The organism is Streptosporangium sp. NPDC000509, assembly GCF_042898365.1.
Classification (GTDB): Bacteria; Actinomycetota; Actinomycetes; order Streptosporangiales; family Streptosporangiaceae; genus Streptosporangium.
The window spans coordinates 24,894-39,122 of the sequence record NZ_JBIAYX010000026.1 but is presented as its reverse complement, the minus strand read 5'-3'; the positions used below and the strand labels follow the sequence as shown (position 1 = coordinate 39,122).

Genomic DNA, 14,229 nt, shown 5'->3' with positions numbered 1-14,229 from the left:
GGGGGGGCGACCCCCCGGCGCGGTTGGCGGCCCGGGGGGGTTCTCTGTGCTCTCTCCCTCATCCGGGGGGGGGGGGGGGGGTCCCCGGGGGGGGGGCCCCCGCGGGGGGGCGGCCCCCCCCCCCCCCCCGGCTCCGGGCGGTCGTCCTCGTGAGCGTCGGCGCCGCTCCCGGTCAAGGTCCTTGGGTCTGATACCTCGCGAAAAAGAAGAGTTACCTCGAATTACCTTAAAAGATCACGATCAGGGTTCGGCGGCCTCCGATCCGGGGGCGGGAGCCCGCGGCCGGACGGCCCGGCACGAGGCCGCGTGGCCGGAGCGCCGTCACTCAGCGCGGTGGGATCCGGCCGAGGCCGGCGACGACCTCGAAGGCGTGCTCGGGGTAGGGATCGCCGTCGGCGGGGCGCCAGTCCGCGGCCAGGACGAGTCCGGGGTCGAGGAGTTCGAACCCCTCGAACAGTTCGCCGACCTCGCGCATGGTGCGAAGGTGTACCGGGTTGCGGGTCTGCCCGTACACCGCGAGCCCTGCGGACGCCTCGTCCTCCGGCATCGTGTCGGAGCAGGCGTGGGTCAGCCCCAGGTAGCTGCCCGGCACGAGGGCGTCACGCAACTGTGCCATGAGGTCGTGCGCGGTGTCCCCGACGACGAAGTGCCACACCGCGACCGTGAACACGCCGATCGGCCTGGTGAAGTCGAGCGTGGCCCGCACCCGGGGATGGTCGAGGATCTCCTGTGGCCGGCGCAGGTCGCCGTGAACCGTCACCACGCCGGAGTGGTCCACCGTCGACTGGTTGTGCGTGACGACCGTCAGGTCGTTGTCGACGTACACGACGCGGGCGTCCGGGTGGATCCCGCGCACGACCTGGTGGAGATTCGGGGGAGTGGGCAGGCCGCAGCCGATGTCCAGGAACTGATCGACGTCGGCTTCCGCCATCGCCCTGGCGGATCGCAGCAGGAAGCCGCGGTTGGCCCGGCAGGCGTCGGGGACCGTCGGGAAGTGAGCCACCAGCATCCTGACGGCCTCCCGGTCCGCCGCGAAGTTCTCCTCGCCGCCGAGCATGACATCGTACATACGGGCCGCACTCGCCTGCGACGCGTCACTGGGATGGGTCACCTGATGCCTTTCCGAGAGGAGGGCGGTCGTCCATTACGTGAATGCGGTCACAGATCCTCATGAGGAGCGCCGTCGTGTCGCCACGGTCGCGGGCCGCGAGCGAGAGCCGGTCGAAGGTGACGGCGTGCTCCTCCCGGAGGGACCGCTCGGCGACCTCGTCCCGCCGGCCGTGCATCGCGATCATCTGGGGCCGGCCGTGACCACTGCGAAAGATGGTGAAAGGCCCGTATCCGGGGATGAAGCGTGAGCCCATCGGATTCACCTGGATGCTGATGCCCTTCATCTGGGCGGAGGCGGTCAACGCGATGAGCTGGCGGATGTGCGCGTCGATCCCCGCGATCGGCCGCCACAGCACGGGCTCTTCGATCACGGCCCACAGCACGGGCCGATCGTCGCCCGCGAGCACCTTCTGGCGGCGCAGCAGCTGTTCCACGTTCCTCTCGACGCGCGGGGCCGGGTCCGGGTATCGGCTCATCCGGTGGACCGCCGCCGCGTATTCCGGGGTCTGCAGGAGCGGTGGGACGACGAACGGCTGGTAGGTGCGGATGAGGTCCGAGGTCTGTTCCAGGCGCATCACCACCGCCGTGTCCAGCGGGAGTTCCTTGCTGTCCCACCAGCCGGGTTTGCGCTCGCCGAACGCCACCGACAGCAGCATCTCCTGCTGGTACGGGTCGACGACCCCGTACAGGGTGAACAGGTCACGCAGGTCGTCGCGGCGGAAGCCTCGCTGCCCGGTCTCCATACGGCTGATCTTCGACTCGCTGGCGCGGATGGCCTTGCCGGCTTCGGCGGCGGTCAGGTTGCACTGGAGCCGTAGCTGCCGGAGCCGGGCGCCGACGATCTGGCGCGCTATGTCGCCTGCGTCAGTGTGAGCGTTCACATCACCTCCGAGCATCTCCGCCTGCCGGACCTGGACCGTCAGTGGGAACCAATGTCTTTTCCGTGAACTGCCACGTTTCTTGACTTGCCATGGCAAGATCGTCCAGAAGGCGAAATTGAGGCTATTGCTTATTTTCTCTCACTGCCTATGGATTTCAGGTAGTGTTCCATGAAATTTCAAGATCACAAAACTTGCGGAAGGCGCGTCCGGTCAAGGGCCACCCCGCAGGACGGCCCCTCTTCCTGAGCACGTCCGCGACGGCCAGGCCCGCCGATGAGCGCCCCCGTCCCCGTCTGGGCCGCCCACCTGTCCGGAAGACGTCGTTCGGCCGCGGGCGAGACCGGCGCGCGGGACGGAAGTCCCGGCCGGACGGGCCGTTCGGCCGCTGTGCGAACACCGCTGTGGCGATGGGATGGAGACACCCCCGAGGAGGTCGACATGGCTGCGTATGTGGTGGTGAGTACGGACTCGGCCCTCGCCGACAGGGCTCTCGCCGACAGAGTCATCGGCGTCGTCGGCGAGGCGTGGCGCGGCCTGAGGATCGTCGGCGGGCGCGAGCCGCGGACCCACGACATCCCGGCGCGCGTCCCGCCGTCCGGGTCTCACCGGGGCGACTGAGGAGGAGGCGCCGTGCCGTTCTCATCGTTCGCCTCTTTCGACGTCTCCGCCGGAGAGGGGCCGTCACACCCGGACGGGTGGTCGTCGGCGAGGAGGGAGATCGTCGTCGGCTTCGACGGATCGCCGCAGAGCCGCGCCGCCGTCGAGTGGGCGGCGCGCGAGTGCCGCACACGGTGGATGGAGCTGACCGTCTGCCACGTCTGGGACGGTCCCCACGCCGAACGCGAGGCCGCCGTCACCGGACAGCGCCGCACGCTCGCGGGCGGCATCCTGACCGACGGCGTGGAGCTGGCCGAACGGCTGCTGCCAGGCCGAACCGTGCGGTCGATCCTGGCGCGCGGCGCCGCCGGGCCGGAACTGGTCTCACTCGGCCGGACGGCGCGGATGCTCGTGGTCGGACGCCGGGGACTCGGCGGGGTCTCCGGCGTGCTGCTCGGTTCGGTGAGTGCCCATGTCGCCGCGTACGCGCCCTGTCCCGTGCTCGCCGTCCAGCGGCCGGACGTGACACCGCGGCCGGGTTCGGGGCAGGGACCCGTCGTGGTGGGGGTGGACGGATCCGCCTGCTCGCTCGCGGCCCTGGGGTTCGCCCTCTCCCACGGCCGGGCCCACCGGCTGCCGGTGCACGTGATCCACGCGTGCGCGGACACCCCGCACCGGACGGGGAGGTTCGTGCGCTCAGCGGCCGGAGAGGACGTTCGGCGATGGGTGGAGGAGGTGGCGAGCGCGTTGGAAGGCGACCGCCGCGGCATGGTCGTCACCGCCACCGTCTCCGGTGAACCGCCGCTCGCGGCACTGCTGTCGCACGGCCATCGGGCGTCACTGCTGGTCGTCGGCTCTCGCGGGCTGGGGCCCCTCAGAGCGCGGCTCCTCGGGTCGGTGAGCCGAGGACTGCTGCACCACGCGTCCTGGCCGGTGGCCGTGGTGAGATCCCGCGGCCCGCACGGCCGTAGCCGGGAGCTCTCCTTCAGGGAACTTTGAGCCTGTCCGGCCTCTCCTCATCGGGGACCTTCGCCACGGGACCTGGAGCACGGCCGGTTCGTGCGGGCTCGCGCGTCACCGCCTCCTCGCCGCCCTGGCACGCGCACGCACGATGGAGCGCACCGTCAGCAGGGCGGCGACGAGGACGATCTGACCACCGAGGATGATGCGGTTGACGTCCACCGCGGGTTGCCAGCGGACCTCGGAGTCCTTGACGACGAACACCCCGGCGGCGGTGACGCCGAAACCGAACCCGCCTCCCGACCCTTCCGCGGCCTGCTCGCCCCCTTCCTTTCCGCCGCCCCCACCACCGCCACCGATCACCCTGGCCACGGGAATGATCGTCACACCGTCCTGGACGATGGGCTCGCCGAAGACCCGCCTGATCGAGACGGTGTCCTTCGCCTGTTCGAGAATCTCCGTGATTTTCACGGTGCCTTTTCCTTTCGACGGCCGATGTCCCCTCCATGATCGTGCGGAACACGGTGCCGGGGAAAGGGGCGAAGGTCCGTCCCCGAGGGGAGGCCGCTCCCCGGGAGGACGAAGGCCCTGGTCCTCGGAGGGGACAAAAGCCCTGGTCCTCGGGAAGGACGAAGGCCCTGGTTCTCGGAGAGGACGAAAGACTCTGTCCTCGCGCCCCGAAGTCGGGACCTGTGGCCCTGGGGCCGGGCCGCCCGGCGCGGCTCTGATGGGAGGGAAGGGAGAACAGCCATGTCCGCTCTGATCATCGCCGGAACCGACGGCTCCATCGGCGCGACCGCCGCGGTCGGATGGGCCGCCGACGACGCCGCCCGTACCGGCCTGCCGCTGCGCATCGTCACCGCCGTGCACCGCCGGCCGAACGACATCTCCAGATTCCCTGTCCTCGACGGGGAGGAGGACGCGATGACCCGGGGCGCACGCGAGGTGCTGGACGAGGCCGAGGCGACGGCACGCACCCGGCAGCCCACCGCGGAGGTGAGCACCACGTTGGCCGAGGGCCCACCCTCGTTGGTCCTGCGCGATCTGGCACGGGACGCGGCGGAGATCGTCATCGGAAGCCGTGGTCTCGGCGGCTTCGCCGGAGCCGTCATCGGTTCGGTCAGCATGCACGTCGCCGGGCACGCGCACTGCCCGGTCGTCGTGGTCCAACCGGGCCAGGTGCCGGCGTACGGCGAGATCACGGTCGGTGTCGACGACTCCGACGCCTGCGAGCCCGCCCTCGCCTACGCCTTCGAACAGGCCAGGCATCGCGAATGCACGCTGCGCGCTCTGTACGCCTGGCAACTGCCCGTGCACGTCTTCGCCCCGGAGATCGCCTACGACATGGACGAGGTCCGCATCGCCCAGTACGCCGCGATGGCCGACCGGCTCGCCTCCTGGCGGCAGAAGTATCCCGAGGTGAGCCTCATCGAGGACGTTCGGTGCGCGCACCCGGTCGAGGCACTCGCCGAGGCTTCCAAAGAGGGGGACCTGCTCATCGTCGGCTCCCACGGCCGTGGCACCCTGGGCTCGCTGCTGCTGGGGTCGGTCGGCCGGGGTGTCCTGCACCACGCGCACTGCGCCGTCGCGGTCGTCCGCTCGTGACGACGTTCACGGCCACCGTGGCGACCGCGGGCCCCGCGCGAGCGCTCGAGACATCCGTGGAAATGACCTGAGACCTTCCCGCCCGCGGGTGCGGCGAGAGGCCGGCCGGGATCCCCTTCTCCCAGGAGATCTCACTTCGGGAGGGCCCGGAGGAGGTCAGGCCCGCGCCGGGCACCCGTACGGCGCGGCCCTCCGTTTGACCCGCACGGACGGGGTAGGGGAGACATCGCCGCAGCTCAGGCGATCCGGGAGGGGAAATGACCAAGTTCGGATACTTCTTGTCGAGTGAGGAACACGGTCCGGCGGAACTCGTACGGCAGGCCAAACTCGCCGAGCGGGCGGGCTTCGAAGGGCTGTGGATTTCCGACCACTTTCACCCATGGCTGGACGTGCAGGGGGAGAGCCCGTTCGTCTGGTCGGTGATCGGGGCGGTGGCCGAGGCGACCTCGCTGCCCATCACCACCGCCGTCACCTGCCCGCTGATCCGCACCCACCCGGCGATCATCGCGCAGGCCGCCGCCACCAGTGCGGCGCTGTCCGGCGGCCGGTTCCAGCTCGGTGTCGGCACCGGTGAGGCGCTCAACGAGCACATCCTCGACTCACGCTGGCCCCCGGCCTCCGAGCGGCTGGAGATGCTGGAGGAGGCGGTCGAGCTCATGAGGGAGTTGTGGAGCGGGAAGCTGGTGACCCATCGGGGCACCCACTACAAGGTCGACACCGCCCGCCTGTACACCCTTCCCGACGAGCCGCCGCCCGTCTACATGTCCGCCTTCGGGGACAAGGCCGTGCAGCTGGCCGGGCGCATCGCCGACGGCTACATCTGCACCTCCCCGAGTGCCGAACTGGTGGAGAAGTTCCACAAGGCCGGTGGCGCGGGCAAGCCCTCCCAGGGCGGGCTGAAGGTCTGTTACGCCGCCGACGAGGCCACGGGCCGCAGGACCGCGCACCAGCTCTGGCCGACCCAGGGCATCAAGGGGGAGGCCTCGCAGCTGCTGCCACTGCCCCGCCACTTCGAGGATCTCGCCGAGGCGGTCACCGAGGACGAGATCTCCGCTCCCTGCGGCCCCGACCCCGAGGTGCACGTCAAGGCGATCAAGGAGTACGTGGACGCGGGCTTCGACGAGATCTACATCAGCCAGATCGGCAAGGAGCAGGACGCCTTCTTCGACTTCTACGCCAAAGAGGTCCTGCCCCGGCTGCGCTGACATTCATCCGAGGAGGAGAACATGAAAGCTCTCACCTGGCACGGCAGACGCGACGTACGGGTCGAGGAGGTTGCCGACCCGATACTCAAGGAGCCGAACGACGCGATCATCAAGGTGACCACCAGTGCGATCTGCGGATCGGACCTGCACCTGTACGAGGTCCTGGGCCCCTTCATGGGCGAGGGCGACATCCTGGGCCACGAGCCGATGGGCATCGTGGAGGAGGTCGGCTCCGAGGTCACCTCCATCAAGCCGGGGGACAGGGTGGTCATCCCGTTCAACATCTCCTGCGGCCACTGCCACATGTGCGGCCTGAACCTCTTCGCCCAGTGCGAGACCACCCAGGTCCGTGACCAGGGCATGGGTGCGGCCCTGTTCGGCTACACCAGGCTGTACGGCGAGGTTCCCGGCGGGCAGGCCGAGTACCTGCGGGTCCCCGAGGCGCAGTTCGGCCCGATCAAGGTTCCCGAGGGGCCGCCGGACGAGCGGTTCGTCTACCTGTCCGACGTGCTGCCCACCTCCTGGCAGGCGGTGGAGTACGCCGACATCCCCGACGGCGGGAGCGTCACCGTCTTCGGGCTCGGCCCGATCGGGCAGATGACCTGCAGGATCGCCAAACACCTGGGCTACCGGGTCATCGGCGTCGACGGGGTGCCCGAGCGGCTCGCGATGGCGCGCCGGCACGGCGCCGAGGTGCTCGATGCCTCCGCGACCGCCGACATTCCCGGCGCGGTCAGGGAGCTCACCGGAGGGCGCGGCACCGACTCGGTGATCGACGCGGTCGGCATGGAGGCGCACGGCTCCCCGGTCGCCAAGTTCGCCCAGACCGTCACCGGCCTGCTGCCCGACGCGATCGCCGCCCCGCTGATGTCCAGCGCGGGCGTCGACCGGCTGCGCGCGCTCAACCAGGCCGTCGACACGGTGCGGCGCGGCGGCACGATCTCCGTCATCGGCGTCTACGGCGGCATGGCCGACCCGATGCCGATGCTGAGGATGTTCGACAAGGGCGTCACCCTGCGGATGGGCCAGGCCCACGTCAAGCGCTGGATCGACGACCTGATGCCGCTGGTCACCGACGACTCCGACCCTCTGGGGGTGATGGACCTGGCCACCCACAGGCTCCCTCTCGACCAGGCGCCGCACGGTTACGAGATCTTCCAGAAGAAGCGGGACGGGGCGATCAAGGTTCTTCTCAACCCCTGACACACCGGACAGGTCGCGAGAAGAACCACGAAGAACGTCACCGGAAGAGAACACGAAGGGGAAAAGGAGAGGAATGGACGCGATCGTTCTGCTGAAGGACGACCACAAGACCGTCGAAAAGCTGTTCAAGGAGTTCGAGAGCGCGGGGGAGCGGGCGTACAAGAAGAAGCGGGAGCTCGTCGACCAGATCATCGAGGAGCTCACCGTCCACGCTCACATCGAGGAGCAGATCTTCTATCCGGCCGCCCGTGAGGGTGTTCCCGAGACCTCCGACCACGTCCTGGAGAGCGTCGAGGAGCACCACGTGGTGGTCTGGATGCTCTCCGAGCTGGCCGGGCTCGACCCCAAGGACGAGCGGTTCGACGCCAAGGTCACGGTGTTGATCGAGAACGTCCGCCATCACGTCAAGGAAGAGGAGGAGGAGTGGTTCCCGGAGGTGCGGGAGGCGATGGGGCGCAAGAGGCTCCAGGAGATCGGTGAGGAGATGGAGAAGGCCAAGGCCGGGGCTCCCAGGGACCCGCTCGCCCTGAGCAGCGCCCGCGCCTGACCCTCTACGCGCCCGTACGGCTCTCGCGGCGGCATGCCCCCTCCGAACTTCGGAGGGGGCATGCCTCTATGGGGGACGCAGAGGAGATACGGCGTCTCGGCGGGCAGGGCTCTTCTCACCGGCTTGGTAACGGCCTTAGGGAGACCGGGCGAGGCGGGAGCCCCGCGACACGCACAGGCCCCGGCCCCCCGATGGGGGACCGGGGCCCGCGTGCGCCGGGGTCCGTTCCGGCGTCAGGGAAGCTGTTCGGTGACGAGAAACGCGACGCCGCCCCCCTCGTCGACGTCGGCGTCCAGCGACTTGTCGTCGAGCATGTCCACGACCTGCGGGTCGAGGAAGATCCGTGCTCCTTCCGACTCCACCACTCTGTCGGCGGACTCGGGGTGTTCCGCGATCGAGAGCACGAGCGATCCGGTTCCGTCGCTCTGGGATGAGATGCGCACCCCGGTATCGGGGGAGTCTGTCATCTGCGAGCTGAGATCCCGGATTACCTGGGCTGCCGTGTCCGTCAATGTGAGCATTGCTACTCCTTGTCGGTATCGGGACTTGGATTCTTCGCCCTTGCCCGCTCTCATCCGCCCCAACCATCCCCCCGGATTTTCTCGCGGCGACCACGATCGGCCGATCATGCGGGATGCCGGTCAAGGCGCTCTGCCGCCTTGCGCGCGGCGATCAGGACCGGGTCCCACACCGGGGCGAACGGGGGAGCGTACGACAGGTCGAGCCCCGTCATCTCCTCCACCGTCATCTCGTGCCACAGGGCGACGGCCAGGGCGTCGATGCGCTTGGCCGCGCCCTCCTGGCCGACGATCTGGGCCCCCAGCAGGCGGCCCGTCCCCCGGTCGGCGATCACCTTGATCTTCATCATCCGGGCGCCGGGAAAATACCCGGCGCGCGTGGTGGACTCCACGATCTCGCCGACCGGTTCGAACCCGGCCTCCAGTGCCTGCGCGGTCGTCAGGCCGGTGCGCGCCACCTCGTAATGGCAGATCTTGGAGACCGCGGTGCCCACGACACCGGGGAAGGAGGCGTACCCGCCGCCGATGTTGATGCCCGCGACGCGTCCCTGCTTGTTGGCGTGGGTGCCCAGCGCGATCGCGACCGGCCGCCGGGAGACCCGGTGGAAGGTCTCGACGCAGTCACCGGCGGCCCAGACACCCTCCACCGGGGTCCGCATCCGCCGGTTCGTCCTGATCCCCGAGGTCTCGCCGACCGGGATGCCCGCGGCCTCGGCCAGCGCGCTGTTCGGCCGGGTGCCCAGCCCCAGGACGATCAGGTCCGCGGGCAGGGCCCGGCTGCCGGTGCGTGCCGCGCGGACCCGCCCCCCTGATTCCTCGAAGCACTCGATGCGTTCGCCGAGGTACACCTGGACCCCCAGGTCGCGCAGGGCGTCGGTGATGAGGGCGCCCATGTCCGGGTCGAGCGTGCTCATCGGCTGCTCGCCGCCGTCGACGAGCGAGACCTCCAGTCCACGCCGCACCATCGCCTCGGCCATCTCCAGGCCGATGTAGCCCGCGCCGACCACCACGGCCCTGCGCGGCCCGCGCTCCAGGGCCTCCAGCAGCGCGATGCCGTCGTCCAGGGTCTGCACCCCGTACACCCCCCTGGCGTCGGCGCCGGGCAGGTCGGGCCTGGCCGGTACGGCGCCGGGGGCGATCACGAGCTGGTCGAAGGGCTCCAGGCCGCGGCGGCCCTCCTCGTCGCGTACGGTCACCACGCGCCGGTCCAGGTCGATCTCGACGACCTCGCTGCGCAGCCGCAGGTCGATGGCGAACTCGTCGCGGAACACCTCGGGACGACGGCTGATCAGCGACTCCACGTCGGCGACCTCCCCGCCCACCAGGTAGGGGATGCCGCAGGCCGAGTAGGAGGCGTGCGCTCCCTTCTCGAAGGCGACGATTCGCAGGTCCTCGGGCCCGCGCCGGCGCCTGGCCTGGGAGGCCGCGCTCATCCCCGCGGCGTCGCCGCCGATCACCACCAGTCGTTCCGTCATCGCCTCATCCCTCGTGTGGACCGCCGATGCTACGGCTTCCTCCCCGGGACACGCTCAAACGGATACGCCGCCACGCCGTGCGCCCGAGGCGGGTCTCGGATTTCTCCCCGGGACACGCTCAACCGGGCGCCCCGCCACGCCGTACGTCTCCGGCGGGCCCTCAGACCACCTCGAAGTCAGCCATCATCGCCATGTCCTCGTGTTCGAGATTGTGACAGTGGATCATGTAGCGCCCGCGGAAGCCTTCGAAGCGCACCAGGACCTCCACCACCTCGTAGGGACGGAGGTCGACGGTGTCCTTCCAGCCGCCGTCCGTCGCCGCCGGGGCCCTGCCGTTGCGTGACAGCACCCGGAAGTGGGCCAGGTGCACATGCACGGGGTGGTGGAAGTCGCTGGTGAGGCGCCAGATCTCGGTGGTGCCGAGCCGGGGACGGGCCAGCGGGACACCGGGCCGGAACGGCAGGCCGTTGATCGTCCAGGCGGCGTCGGGGCCCACCCCGGTCCTGCGGAAGTCGAAGAGACGCGAAGCGGCGGCGGACGACCTGAGGGCCGGTTCGACCGCGGCCAGACGATCGGGCACCGCGCTGTCCTCCCGGGCCCGGCGCGCGACCCGAAAGCGCATCACGTCGCGCGCCCGGCCGGTGCCCAGGGTGTTGACCATCGTCACCTCGCTGCCGACCGGGTGGGCGGAGAAGTCGACGACCACGTCGAAGCGTTCGGCGGGGGCCATCGTGATCGCCTCGTGCGCGACGGGGGCGGCCAGCAGCCCGGCGTCGCTGCCGACCTGGACGAACCGGCCGCCGGGGGTGAGCTCCAGCCGGTAGCGGCGGGCGTTGGAGGCGTTGAGCAGCCGCAGCCGGTATCGGGTGGCCGAGACCTCGAGCACCGGCCAGGGAGCGCCGTTGACCAGGATCACGTCACCCTCGACGCCCTGCATGTAGGCGGCCTCGACCCCGGCGCTCACCAGCAGGCTGGGATCGGTCGCCGGGTAGCGGAACGAGCCGTCGGCCTCGAACGCGCGGTCGCAGATCATCAGGGGGATGTCCCGCTCGCCCCTGGGCAGCGGCAGCGCGTCGTCCTCGTCATCCCCGACGATCATGAACCCGGCGAGCCCTCGCCAGACCTGCGGGGCGGTGAAGTCCATCCGGTGGTCGTGGTACCAGAGCGTGGCGGCCCGCTGGTCCAGCGGGTACACGTAGTCCCTCGCCCCGGCGTGCAAGGTCCACTGGGAGGGGTCCACGAGCATGCCGTGGTGGGAGTGGCCGCCGGGCGGGGGCCGGAAACCGCGCCCGGCGGCCACCACCAGGTCGGTGGGGTAGCCGTCCGAGCCGGACGGGGTGACGCCGCCGTGCAGGTGCGTGGAGGTCGGCACGGGCAGCTCGTTGCGCACCCGGATCGTGACAGGGCTCGCGCGCCTCACCGCGAAGGTGGGACCGGGGAAGGTGCCGTCGAATCCCCACACCTCGGTCGTGGTCCCCGGGATGATCTCCACCTTCGCGGGACGCTGGACCACCTCGTAGTGTCCCGGCCCGGTGGGGCGCGCCACGGCGGGGATCGGCAGCGGGACGGTGAACGGCCTGGGCAGCGGCAGCGCGCTGGACAGGACCCGGCCGGAGACCTCGGCCGACACCGAACCGCAGCCCGCCGCGGCCAGGCCCGCCGCGCCGAGCGCGCCGCCCAGGAAAAGCCTTCTGGAGATCACGCCGCGACCCTCCGCTGCCCCCGCCAGGTCCAGGCGGTCATCCACACGGCGAGACCGAAGATCACCATCGCGAGCGGGATGTGCGGGGCGACCAGACGCTCCATGCCCAGCAAAACCTGGACGTTCAGCAACACTCCCTGCAGAACGCTCACCCACAGCGGCCACACCGGGCCGCGCGCGGGGCGCCACAGCGCGATCGCGGCGATGAGCTGCAGGCCGACCAGCACCGTGGTCACGGTGGCGTTGAGGCTGTGATGGGCGAGCAGGTCCACCTGCCCGGTGACGAACATCCCGGCGATGATCGCCTGCCCCAGCACGGTCGCCAGGTGCAGGGTGGCGGTGGCCCGCAGGGACCAGACGATCCAGGCGGGCACGCGGGCCCGGCCGGTCGAGGCGGGCGGGGAAATCATGGACACCTCCGTCGGATTGTGGTGTCCAGGCTGTCGGCCACGCGCTCGGGCGTCGTCACCCCGGGGGCGGCGCTTGGCCGTACTCCCGGTGACGTACGAGGCTGCGGCCGCGCCCCGAGGTGTACGGCCAAGGGAGTATGCGGGGCCGCCGCGCCGGAGAAGGGAGAGGCACGCGGGCAGGGAGGCGTCGGACCCGCTCACAGCGCGTGATCCTTGCGAACGGATGCCGCCTTTCTGGTAAGTGGTGCAAGTATTTGCGAAAAATTTCATGCGCTTTCATGTGTGACACGAATCGACGCCGGGGCTCTGTCGAGGGTGAGTCGTCACTTGGCCCTGAATCGGCGGTCTTGTGCCTCCATTGCGCCCCAGCGGAGGTCTGGGCCTATATCGGGCTGACCGTTCCGTGTCGGCGATTCCTTCGTGCCGCCGTCAATCGCAGCCGGGGAGGGGCTCCCGCTCGGGGCGGAGAAGTTGCGGGGGCGTGACAGGCCGATCACTGTCACTTTTTTGCATCTGAATAGGTGGACTCTTGCTGCGCTCTGCACGCCTCTATATCTTTCTCGTAACCGACCCGCCAAGGAGTGCCTCGGATGAAATCCCCCAAGCTCGCGATGCTGCTCGCCGCGGCCATCGCGCTCACCGCCGCAGGGTGCGGCAATGACGACAGCGGATCCCCGGCCGCGGACAGCACGCCGGGTGCCGCCGGGGCCGAGGCTCCGGTCACGATTTCCGTCGGCTGTCAGCCGCCGAAGAGCAACCCGCTGGAGCGGACCGCCTGGGACGAGGACGTGGCGGCGTTCAAGAAGCTGCACCCGAACATCACGATCGAGAGCAAGGACGCCTTCCCCTGCATCAACCCCGACACCTTCCAGGCGAAGCTGGCCGGTGGGTCGATGGAGGACGTCTTCTACGTCTACTACACCGATGTCAAGAAGATCATCGCCGCGGGCCAGGCCGCCGACATCGCCCCCTACGCCAGTGGTGTCACCAAGCTGAACGACCTGCGCCCCGACGTCCTCGGCATCTTCAAGGAGGGCGAGAAGCTCTACGGCCTGCCCAGGAACAACTACTCGATGGGCCTGGTCTACAACCGCAAACTCTTCACCCAGGCCGGTCTCGACCCCGACGCGCCGCCCAAGACCTGGGCCGAGGTGCGCGACGCCGCCAAGAAGATCAGTGATCTCGGCCCCGGATACGTCGGTTTCGGTGAGTACAGCGCCGGCAACACCGGCGGCTGGCACTTCGCGGCCTCCCTCTACGGGCGCGGTGGCGAGATGGTCACCCCCGACGGCAGGGCCGCGGCCTTCAACAGCCCCGAGGGCAAGGCTGTCCTGGAGAACCTCAAGACCATGCGCTGGACCGACAACAGCATGGGCGCCAAGCAGCTCCTGCAGTGGGAGGACCTGATGCGGATGATGGGCGGCGGCAAGCTCGGCATGATGATCGGTGCCCCCGACGTCGTCCAGGCGGTGAACAACGACTTCAAGGGCAAGTTCGAGGACTACGGGGTCACCGCGCTGCCGGAGGCGAAGGCCTCGCTCAACGGTGGCGACGGCTACATGATCCACCCCAAGGCCACCCCCGAGAAGATCAAGGCCGCCCTGCTGTGGCTGGAGTTCCACGAGCTCACCCCCGGCCAGGGGCAGTTCAACTACGCGCGCAACAAGCAGCAGGGCCGCCCCGTCGGCCTGCCGATCCCCGACCTGTACGGCGACACCGCTCCCGGCAAGGAGATCACCGAGCTGCGCAAGGCGAACGCCACCGTGCCCGTGGAGAACTTCACCCCCTTCGTGGACGGTTCCGCGGCCATCCAGAACAAGCTTGAGCCGCCGAAGTCCCAGGAGCTCTACGCGATCCTCGACGTGCCCATGTCGGCGGTGCTGACCAGGCAGGACGCCGACATCGACAAGTTGTTGGCCGACGCCGAGGCCAAGGCGAACAAGGTGCTGGCGAAGTCGAGCTGACCCGCTGATGCCGGGGTGGCGGCCCATGGGCCGCCACCCTGGCACTCATGTC

The 14,229-nt window shown here is 69.8% G+C and carries 14 protein-coding genes; 7 read left to right on the top strand and 7 right to left on the bottom strand.

What is annotated here, in order from left to right; translation table 11 throughout:
- Positions 1-325 precede the first annotated feature (325 nt).
- Both ACFY3D_RS35280 and ACFY3D_RS35275 read right to left on the bottom strand, forming a co-directional pair.
- A complete protein-coding gene (locus tag ACFY3D_RS35280) occupies positions 326-1,069 on the bottom strand; it encodes an SAM-dependent methyltransferase (RefSeq protein ID WP_389987986.1) in 744 nt (247 codons plus the stop codon).
- A gap of 25 nt (positions 1,070-1,094) precedes the next feature.
- Positions 1,095-1,991: a helix-turn-helix domain-containing protein gene (locus ACFY3D_RS35275; RefSeq protein WP_389987983.1), complete on the bottom strand. Its 897-nt coding sequence runs from the start codon at positions 1,989-1,991 to the stop codon at positions 1,095-1,097.
- Between the two features lie 438 nt (positions 1,992-2,429).
- Here ACFY3D_RS35275 and ACFY3D_RS35270 point away from each other — a divergent pair, with 438 nt between their 5' ends.
- Together ACFY3D_RS35270 and ACFY3D_RS35265 are read left to right on the top strand one after the other, a co-directional pair.
- Complete coding sequence (locus ACFY3D_RS35270; RefSeq protein ID WP_389987980.1) at positions 2,430-2,609, top strand: hypothetical protein; 180 nt, start codon at positions 2,430-2,432, stop codon at positions 2,607-2,609.
- A 12-nt stretch (positions 2,610-2,621) separates the two neighbouring features.
- Positions 2,622-3,587: a universal stress protein gene (locus tag ACFY3D_RS35265; protein ID WP_389987977.1), complete on the top strand. Its 966-nt coding sequence runs from the start codon at positions 2,622-2,624 to the stop codon at positions 3,585-3,587.
- A 75-nt stretch (positions 3,588-3,662) separates the two neighbouring features.
- Here ACFY3D_RS35265 and ACFY3D_RS35260 read toward each other — a convergent pair whose 3' ends face one another.
- Entirely contained in the window at positions 3,663-4,019 is a 357-nt protein-coding gene (locus tag ACFY3D_RS35260; RefSeq protein WP_389987974.1) for a spore germination protein GerW family protein, read from the bottom strand.
- A gap of 279 nt (positions 4,020-4,298) precedes the next feature.
- Here ACFY3D_RS35260 and ACFY3D_RS35255 point away from each other — a divergent pair, with 279 nt between their 5' ends.
- The 4 genes from ACFY3D_RS35255 to ACFY3D_RS35240 all read left to right on the top strand — a co-directional run bounded on the left by ACFY3D_RS35255 (position 4,299) and on the right by ACFY3D_RS35240 (position 8,108).
- On the top strand, positions 4,299-5,153 hold the full coding sequence (locus tag ACFY3D_RS35255; protein WP_389987971.1) for a universal stress protein: 855 nt from the start codon (positions 4,299-4,301) through the stop codon (positions 5,151-5,153).
- A gap of 257 nt (positions 5,154-5,410) precedes the next feature.
- Entirely contained in the window at positions 5,411-6,358 is a 948-nt protein-coding gene (locus ACFY3D_RS35250) for a TIGR03557 family F420-dependent LLM class oxidoreductase (RefSeq protein ID WP_389774812.1), read from the top strand.
- Positions 6,359-6,379: 21 nt separating this feature from the next.
- On the top strand, positions 6,380-7,561 hold the full coding sequence (locus ACFY3D_RS35245; protein ID WP_389987968.1) for a zinc-dependent alcohol dehydrogenase: 1,182 nt from the start codon (positions 6,380-6,382) through the stop codon (positions 7,559-7,561).
- A 73-nt stretch (positions 7,562-7,634) separates the two neighbouring features.
- A complete protein-coding gene (locus ACFY3D_RS35240; protein ID WP_389987965.1) occupies positions 7,635-8,108 on the top strand; it encodes a hemerythrin domain-containing protein in 474 nt (157 codons plus the stop codon).
- A 233-nt stretch (positions 8,109-8,341) separates the two neighbouring features.
- Here the strand turns inward: ACFY3D_RS35240 and ACFY3D_RS35235 are convergent, their stop codons facing one another.
- The 4 genes from ACFY3D_RS35235 to ACFY3D_RS35220 all read right to left on the bottom strand — a co-directional run bounded on the left by ACFY3D_RS35235 (position 8,342) and on the right by ACFY3D_RS35220 (position 12,213).
- A complete protein-coding gene (locus ACFY3D_RS35235; protein WP_350949887.1) occupies positions 8,342-8,629 on the bottom strand; it encodes a Fe-S cluster assembly protein HesB in 288 nt (95 codons plus the stop codon).
- Positions 8,630-8,733: 104 nt separating this feature from the next.
- Positions 8,734-10,101: an FAD-dependent oxidoreductase gene (locus ACFY3D_RS35230; RefSeq protein WP_389987963.1), complete on the bottom strand. Its 1,368-nt coding sequence runs from the start codon at positions 10,099-10,101 to the stop codon at positions 8,734-8,736.
- Between the two features lie 160 nt (positions 10,102-10,261).
- Positions 10,262-11,803: a multicopper oxidase family protein gene (locus tag ACFY3D_RS35225; protein WP_389987960.1), complete on the bottom strand. Its 1,542-nt coding sequence runs from the start codon at positions 11,801-11,803 to the stop codon at positions 10,262-10,264.
- Positions 11,800-12,213 carry a hypothetical protein gene (locus ACFY3D_RS35220; RefSeq protein ID WP_389987957.1) on the bottom strand — a complete coding sequence of 138 codons (414 nt, stop codon included), beginning with the start codon at positions 12,211-12,213 and terminating at the stop codon, positions 11,800-11,802. The genes ACFY3D_RS35225 and ACFY3D_RS35220 overlap by 4 nt, the downstream gene beginning before the upstream one ends.
- Before the next feature lie 590 nt (positions 12,214-12,803).
- Here ACFY3D_RS35220 and ACFY3D_RS35215 point away from each other — a divergent pair.
- On the top strand, positions 12,804-14,177 hold the full coding sequence (locus tag ACFY3D_RS35215) for an ABC transporter substrate-binding protein (protein WP_389987954.1): 1,374 nt from the start codon (positions 12,804-12,806) through the stop codon (positions 14,175-14,177).
- The last annotated feature ends 52 nt before the right edge of the window (positions 14,178-14,229 follow it).